The 7,796-nt window shown below is 64.6% G+C and carries 5 protein-coding genes; all 5 read left to right on the forward strand.

Annotation, left to right across the window (positions count from 1 at the left end):
• The first annotated feature begins 194 nt into the window (after positions 1–194).
• Genes HX803_RS11990 through HX803_RS12010 form a run of 5 tightly spaced genes read left to right on the forward strand, consistent with a single transcriptional unit; the run spans position 195 to position 7,785 of the window.
• Entirely contained in the window at positions 195–2,627 is a 2,433-nt protein-coding gene (locus HX803_RS11990; protein WP_178920818.1) for a TonB-dependent siderophore receptor, read from the forward strand.
• 27 nt (positions 2,628–2,654) lie between these two features.
• Entirely contained in the window at positions 2,655–4,286 is a 1,632-nt protein-coding gene (locus HX803_RS11995) for an ABC transporter substrate-binding protein (protein ID WP_178920819.1), read from the forward strand.
• Entirely contained in the window at positions 4,283–5,233 is a 951-nt protein-coding gene (locus HX803_RS12000; protein WP_178920820.1) for an ABC transporter permease, read from the forward strand. The genes HX803_RS11995 and HX803_RS12000 overlap by 4 nt, the downstream gene beginning before the upstream one ends.
• 3 nt (positions 5,234–5,236) lie before the next feature.
• Positions 5,237–6,130, forward strand: coding sequence for an ABC transporter permease (locus HX803_RS12005; protein WP_178920821.1), 894 nt, complete (start codon positions 5,237–5,239; stop codon positions 6,128–6,130).
• Positions 6,127–7,785 (forward strand): ABC transporter ATP-binding protein, encoded by a 1,659-nt coding sequence (locus tag HX803_RS12010; protein WP_178920822.1) that lies wholly within the window; start codon positions 6,127–6,129, stop codon positions 7,783–7,785. The genes HX803_RS12005 and HX803_RS12010 overlap by 4 nt, the downstream gene beginning before the upstream one ends.
• The last annotated feature ends 11 nt before the right edge of the window (positions 7,786–7,796 follow it).

Here is a 7,796-nt window from a genome sequence, read left to right on the forward strand (position 1 = left end):
GCCCGCTCACTACAAGGTGATTGATAATAAAAATATGTGATTTTATAAAAACATAAAATCACATTAATTAATAATTAGCTTATTCCAAAAAAGACTTTCACTCGGGTTTCTTATAGTAATACTTTCATGTCACACCGTTTCCCAGCTGCACCCGCACCAAGGGCCAGTGCCAATCCTGATGGATTACTCCTGACATGCCCGATCTCGCACGCCCTCTCCCCACCCGTAAATTCCACCTGTCACTGCTGACCAGCTCCCTGTTGCTCGCGGCCCCGCTGCCGTTTGCCGAGGCGGCCACCGAAGACGCCAAGCTCGACACCGTCACCGTGATCTCCACCGGCCTGCGTGGCCAGGAACGCACCGTGGCTGACAGCCCGGCACCGATTGATGTGATCAACAGCGAGCAACTGCTCAAGACCGGCCGCGCTGAACTCTCCGAAGCCATCGCCAAGCTGCTGCCGTCCTTCAACTTCGGCACCAACATTGCCGGCTACAACTCGGTGACCCGCCCGCTGAGCAACCGCAGCCTGGGCCCGGCCTACACCTTGGTGCTGGTCAACGGCAAACGCCGCCATAACGGCGCGACCGGCCAGCGCGGTTCCATCGATAACAGCGGCGCGAATGCCGTGGACATCGACTTGATCCCGGTCAGCGCGGTGGACCATATCGAAGTGCTCAAGGACAGCGCCGCCGCCCAGTACGGCTCGGATGCCGTGGCCGGGGTGATCAACATCATCCTCAAGTCCGAGGCCAGCGGCGGGCACCTGGAAAGCAGCTACGGCCAGTTGTATTCCGGCCAGGGCGAAACCATCAAGGTGGCCGGCGACCAGGGCTTCAAACTGGGTGACCGGGGCTTTTTCCATTTCTCGGCCGACGCCCGCAAACGCGGTGCCGCCTCGTGGAACGACAAGGCCGACAACACCGTGCGCGCCTTCAGCGACCCGGCCAAGGAAGCGGCCTGGGACCGCGTGGCGATCAAGAACGGCGATCCCGACCTCAAGGCGTTCAACCTGGCCTACAACGCCGAACTGCCGCTGGAGGACGTGACGCTGTACTCGTTTTCCACCTACGGCGAACGCGACGCCGAGGCCGCCAACTACTTCCGCCTGCCCACCGGCACGGCGGCAGTGCCCGAGGTGTTCCCCAATGGCTACTTCCCGCTGAACAACATCAAGGACCGGGACTACCAGTTCCTGTTCGGCGGCAAAGGCGAACTCGCCGACTGGAACTGGGACTTGAGCACCACCTACGGGCGCAACACCGTGCACCATTCCAGTGACCTGAATATCAACCCGTCACTGGGCACGGCATCGCCGACCCAGTTCGACAACCTGGCCACCTTCCGTTTTGACCAGTGGGTGAACAACCTCGATTTCACCCGCCGCTACGACAGCCTGTTCAACCTCACGCCACCGGTGCAGGTGTCGGCCGGCCTGGAACATCGCTGGGAGCGTTTCAGCACCTTTGCCGGCGAGCCCGACGCGTATATCACCGGCACTTACCCCGCCGCCTCGGGCGCGCAGGCGGCGGTGACGATTCGCCCGGAAGATGAGGTCAACCTGGTCCGCAACAACTATGCGGGCTACCTTGACCTGGGTTTCGACCTGACCGAGCGCTGGTTCCTCGATGTGGCCGGGCGCATCGAGCATTACGACGATGACTCAGGCAACACCTTCGGCCTGAAAGTGAACTCACGCTATGAACTGACCGACACCGTGGCCGTGCGCGGCACCGTCGGCACCGGGTTTCGCGCGCCATCGCTGACGCAGATCGGCTACACCGTCGCCGACAACCGGGTGGCCATCGACGCCAACGGCAACGTGGTGCCCGCTGTCACCCGCCTGACGCCGTCGGGCAGCAACCTGGCCAAGGCCCTCGGCGGTGATGACCTCAAGCCGGAGAAGTCACGCAACCTGGGGCTGGGCCTGACCTGGGAGCCCGCACCCCGTACCAGCATCACCGCCGACGCCTACCTCATCGATATCGATGACCGCATCGCCCTGACCAGCAACATCTACGACCGTGGTAACGGCGTGATCAACAACATCCTCACCGCCCAAGGCGTGCCGAGCGGCACCTGGGTCAACTACTACACCAACGCCTTCGACACCCGCACCAAAGGCCTGGATGTGGTCGCCGACCACACCACGCCGCTGGATGCCTGGGGGTCAGTGCGCTGGAGCCTGGGCTTCAACTGGAACAAGACCACCATCGAAGGCACCCGCGACACTCCCGGCGCGCTCGCCAACTCCGGCGTCACTTTGGTGGGCCGCGATCGCGAGGGCGACCTGACTGATGCCACCCCCAAGACCAAGTGGATTCTGGGTGCTAATTGGAAGGTCGATGACCTGGCGGTCAACCTGCAAACCAGCCGCTACGGCGCGGTGAAGACCCTGGCGGTCAACCCCACGGGCGACCGCAGCTTCGGCGCCAAATGGATCACCGACCTGGACGTCAGCTACACCTTCGTCGACCACCTCACCGTGAGCGTCGGCGGCACCAATATCTTCGACGTGCGCCCCGACCGGCACGCCGTGTACAGCAACTTGGGCCTAGCGCCGTATGGCAACCCGCCGTTCTATCCGGGCGGCGGCTATTGGTACACCAAGCTGGCCTACGACTTCTAAGCGCAATCGCCACGTGAGGGCATCCCTTTGACGAGATCCACTGTACCGAGCCGCCTGCTGGCGTCCTGCGCCCTGGCACTGAGCCTGGTGGGCTGCTCACCTTCGGGTGACCAGGCCCAGGCCAGCAAAACCCTGAGCATCGCGTTTTTTGGCGACAACACCACGTTGGTCAGCGTCGATCCATTCCAGGTCTACTGGCTGGAACACCGGGTGCTGCTGCGCAATGTCGCCGAGTCACTGACCGACCAAGACCCGCAGAGCGGCAAGATCATCCCCTGGCTGGCCAAAAGCTGGGAGGTGAGCGACGACGCCCTGACCTACACCTTCCACCTGCGCACGGACGTGACCTTCAGCAATGGCGAACGCTTCGATGCCAAGGCGGTGAAAACCGCCTTCGACAGCGACAAGGCCCTGGCCACCGAGCTGCCGGCGACGTTCGGCGCGACCTACCTGGCGGGCTACGACCACGCCGAAGTGGTTGATGACTTCACTGTCAAACTGGTGCTGGCCAAGCCCAACGCGGGGTTCCTGCAAGCCACCTCCACCACCAACCTGTCGATCCTGGCGCCCGCCTCCTATGCCCTCAGCGCCAAGGAGCGCTCCCTGGGCAAGATCATCGGTACAGGGCCCTTCGTGCTCGCCAGCTACACCCCCGAAGTCGGCGCGCACCTGACCAAACGCAAGGGCTACGCCTGGGCGTCGGCCAACATGAAGAACCAGGGTGAAGCCCATCTGGATGCGGTGGACGTGAGCTACATCCCCGAAGAGAGCGTGCGCAACGGCCTGTTCCTGCAAGGCAAGGCTGACATCCTGTGGCCGCGCAACCCGTTTTCCGAAGTCGACCTCAAGCTGTTCCAGTCCAAGGGCGCGACCATCCAGAGCCGTTCGCTGCCGGGCCCGGCGCTCAACCTGTACCCCAACACCCGGGGCGAACGCCTGCTCGCCGACAAGCAAGTGCGCCTGGCCGTGCAAAAAGCCATCGACCGCAAGAGCTACGCCAGCACCGTGTACAACGCCGAATTCCCGGTGGTGGACGGCATCTTTGACGTGACCACGCCCTACTTCAAAAGCCAGGGCGCCAAACTGGCCTACGACCCCCAAGGTGCCGAACAGCTGCTGGACGCGGCCGGCTGGGCCAAGGGTGCCGACGGCTACCGCCAGAAGAACGGCAAGCGCCTGAGCCTGAGCTACAACATCAGCCCCGCCGAAACCGCCGGCGATGTGCTGATCCAGGACCAACTGCGCAAGGTCGGGATCGACCTGAAGCTCAGCGTCGTCACGCGGGCCGAGTGGATCGCCAACAACTCGTCAGGCAACTATGACCTGTCGATCAACTACATGACCCGCGCCGACCCGATCATCCTGCAAACCATCCTCGACCCGCGCACCGCCAACAGCGCAACCCTGGCCACCAACATTTACGAGCCCCAGGTGCTCGACAAGGCCAAGGGCTTGTTCGACGCCGGCATTACGGCCACCCAAAGCTCGCAACGCGCTGCGGCCTACGGTGACTTGCAGGATTTGCTGATCGACGAAGGCGCCGCGTTCCCGGTGTACGAACGCGTGTGGCAGGCCGCGACGTCGCCACGGGTGAAAAACTTCCAGTGGACCGCCGAGGGCTTTGCGCTGCTGGGTGATATCGAGGTCGGCCAGCCATGACCCGCTACCTGATCGGCCGCGTGGGCCAGGCCATGCTGGTGTTGTGGGGGGCTTATAGCATCACCTACTTCATCCTCTATCTGCTGCCGGGTGACACGCTGTCCATCATGCTCAGCGCGTCGGGCATGGAAGCCGACGCGCTGTCGGTGGAAGACCTGGCCAAGGCCCGCGCCTATTACGGCCTGGACAAAGGCGTGTTCGAGCAGTACTTCAACCTGCTGCTGGGCGCCTTGCACGGGGATTTCGGTCAGTCGCTGTCGCTGAATCGCCCGGTGGCCGAACTGCTCGCCGAACGCCTGCCACAGACGCTGTCTCTGGCCGGTTTGGCGATTGTGTTGTCGCTGGTCGGCGGCATCGGGCTGGCTTACCTGGCGGCGTATGTGCGCTGGCGGCCGTTGAAAGTGGCGTTGGCGCGGCTGCCGTCGTTGGGGTTTTCGGTGCCGGTGTTCTGGATGGGCTTGCTGCTGATCCAGGTCTTCGCCTTTGGCCTGGGCTGGTTCCCGGCCACCGGCAGCCGGGGGTTCGAGAGCCTGGTGCTGCCGGCGATCACCCTGGCGATTCCGAGTGCGGCGGTGTACGCGCAGGTGTTGCAGCGCAGCTTTCAGGGGGTGTGGCAGGAGTCCTACATCACCACCGCCTACGCCAAGGGTTTGAGCCGGGCTCAGGTGCAGGCACGCCACGGGTTCAAGAATGCCGCGCTGCCGATCCTCACGCTGATCGGCCTGCAGGTGGGCAACACCGTGTCCGGCGCGGTGCTGGTGGAAACCATCTTCGCCCGGTCTGGCATTGGCCGCCTGGCCCAGGAAGCGGTATTGCGCCAGGACATTCCGGTGGTACTGGCAATCGTCGCGGTGTCCGCCGCAGCCTTTGTGCTGGTGAACCTGCTGGTGGACTTGCTCTACCCCTGGCTCGACCCGCGCATCTCCCATACACCCAAGGTGTCCTAGACCATGACTATCCTCCAGCACAACCTGGGTCACACCGGTATTCCCGCGCCCCTCTGGAGACGCCGCAGCCGCCTGCAACGCGTCACCGCCGTGGTGCTGCCACTGCTGCGCCGGCCGGGGTTTACCGTGGCGTTGCTGATCGTGATATTCGCGTTGGTCGCCGCCGTGGTGCCGCAATGGCTGACGCACTTCGACCCTTACGCCACGGCCCCAATCGACAAGCTACGCGCGCCGAACCTGACTCATCTGTTCGGCACCGATGAGCTAGGCCGCGACCTGTTCACCCGGGTGGTCTACGGCGCCAGCCTGTCGGTGCAGGCCGCGTTCCTGGCGGTGGGTATCGCCCTGGTGGGCGGGCTCGGGCTGGGCATCTTCTCGGGTTTTGCCGGGGGCCGCATTGACGCGGTGATCATGCGCTTTATCGACGTGCTGCTGGCCCTGCCCGGCCTGCTGCTGGCCTTGGCCATTGTCACGGCCATCGGTTTTGGCACCGTGCCGGTGGCCATTGCGGTGGGGGTGGGCATCATTCCGGGGTTTGCGCGCACCACCCGCGCCGAAGTGCTGCGGGTCAAGACCCTGCCCTACGTGGAAGCGGCCCGCCTGGGCGGCGCCAGTTGGGCGCGGACCTTGCTGCGGCACATCCTGCCCAACGCCTGGGGACCGGTGGCGGTGCTCGCGACGCTGGACTTCGGCGCCGCGATCCTCGCCACGGCCGGCTTGAGTTTTCTTGGCTTCGGCGCGGCGCCTCCGGCAGCAGAATGGGGCACCTTGATCGCCAACGGCCGGCACTTCCTGATCACCGCCCCCTGGGTGTCCCTGCTGCCCGGCCTGTTCCTGGTGGCGGTGGTCTTCAGCCTTAACCACATTGCCCGCACGTTTGAGGAGCATCGCCGATGAGCCCCCTTCCCCTGTTGATCGATGTGCGCCAGCTCGACGTGAGCTACCACTCGGGCGGCCAGGCCAACCCGGCCGTGCGCAACCTGTCGTTTGCACTGGCCCAGGGCGAGACGGTGGCGATTGTCGGCGAGTCGGGTTCGGGCAAGTCGACCCTGGCCAATGCCATCCTCGGCCTGTTGCCGGACAACGCCCGCATCACCGACGGAGCGCTGTGGGTGGACGGCCACGATTTGACCCGCGCCAGCGACCGCCAGAAACGCCAACTGCGCGGGCGCACCATTGGCCTGGTGCCCCAGGACCCGATGGTCAGCCTGAACCCGACCTTGCGCATCGGCCAGCAGATTGCCGAGGCCGTGATCCTGGCCAAGGGGCGGCGCTACCCCGGCGTGGATGCCGACGTCGTCGAGCTGCTGCAACAGGTGGGCATCGACAAGCCGGTACTGCGCGCCCGCCAGTACCCTCACGAGCTGTCCGGGGGCATGCGCCAGCGTGTGCTGATCGCCATCGCCCTGGCCGGCAACCCGCGCCTGATCATCGCCGACGAACCCACCAGCGCGCTGGACGTCACCGTGCAACGCAAGATCCTCGACCACCTGCAACGCCTGGTGCGTGAACGCGGGATTTCCTTGTTGATCATCACCCATGACCTGGGCGTGGCCACCGACCGCGCCGACCGGATACTGGTGATGAAACAAGGCGAGTTGGTGGAGCAAGGGCCGCCGCGCCAGATCCTGCAGGCGCCCCGCCACGACTACACCCGCGCCTTGATCGCCGCCGCACCGGCCTTCGCCAGGCGCCGCGAGCCGTTGCCCAGCGTGCCTCATATCCAGGCGCCGATCCTGAGCCTGCGCAACGTGGCCAAGACGTTCAGCCTGCCGAAGGTCAAAGATGAGGCCGCGACGTTCCTGGCGCTGGAAAACCTCAGCCTGGACGTTTACCCCGGCCAGACCCTGGCCATCGTCGGCGAATCCGGCTCGGGCAAAAGCACCGCGCTGCGCATCGCCCTGGGTCTGGAGAAACCGACCCGGGGCCGGGTCCTGTTCGAGCAGCAGGATGTGACTGACCTGAGCTGGCGTGACTTCCGCCCGCTGCGCCAGCGCATCCAGCTGGTGCAACAGAACCCATTCGCCGCCCTCGATCCGCGCTTCACGGTGTTCGACAGCATTGTGGAACCGCTGGTGTCGTTTGGACGGCTAAAGGGCGCAGCCCTGGAACAGGCCGCGCGCGAACTGATCGACCGGGTGCACTTACCTGTCAACTTTCTCGACCGCCTGCCCCGCGAGTTGTCCGGAGGCCAATGCCAACGGGTCGCCATCGCCCGCGCACTGGCGCTCAAGCCCGACCTGCTGCTGCTCGATGAACCAGTGAGCGCGCTGGACGTGTCGGTGCAGGCGCGCATTCTTGAGTTGCTGGAAGAACTTCAACGGGAGATGGGCATGGCCTACGTGCTGGTGTCCCACGACCTGTCGGTGGTCGCCAACTTCGCGCATCGGGTGTTGGTGTTGCGCCAGGGCCAGGTGGTTGAACAGGGGTCGGTGGAGCAGATTTTCAGCCACCCTACCCATGCGTACACCCGTGAACTGATTGACGCGATTCCCGGACGCCCCCGCCCCCCAGCCGAACAACCATTGCGCCCGTACGCCCTCGCTTTGTAGTGAGCGGGCTT

The sequence above is a fragment of the Pseudomonas sp. P7548 genome, from assembly GCF_013386585.1.
GTDB lineage: Bacteria > Pseudomonadota > Gammaproteobacteria > Pseudomonadales > Pseudomonadaceae > Aquipseudomonas.

Bases quoted from the DNA above. Each gene is read 5' to 3' on its own strand.
- HX803_RS11990 (WP_178920818.1), top strand. From the start codon at position 195: ATGCCCGATCTCGCACGCCCTCTCCCCACCCGTAAATTCCACCTGTCA.
- HX803_RS12000 (WP_178920820.1), top strand. From the start codon at position 4,283: ATGACCCGCTACCTGATCGGCCGCGTGGGCCAGGCCATGCTGGTGTTG.
- HX803_RS12005 (WP_178920821.1), top strand. From the start codon at position 5,237: ATGACTATCCTCCAGCACAACCTGGGTCACACCGGTATTCCCGCGCCC.
- HX803_RS12010 (WP_178920822.1), top strand. From the start codon at position 6,127: ATGAGCCCCCTTCCCCTGTTGATCGATGTGCGCCAGCTCGACGTGAGC.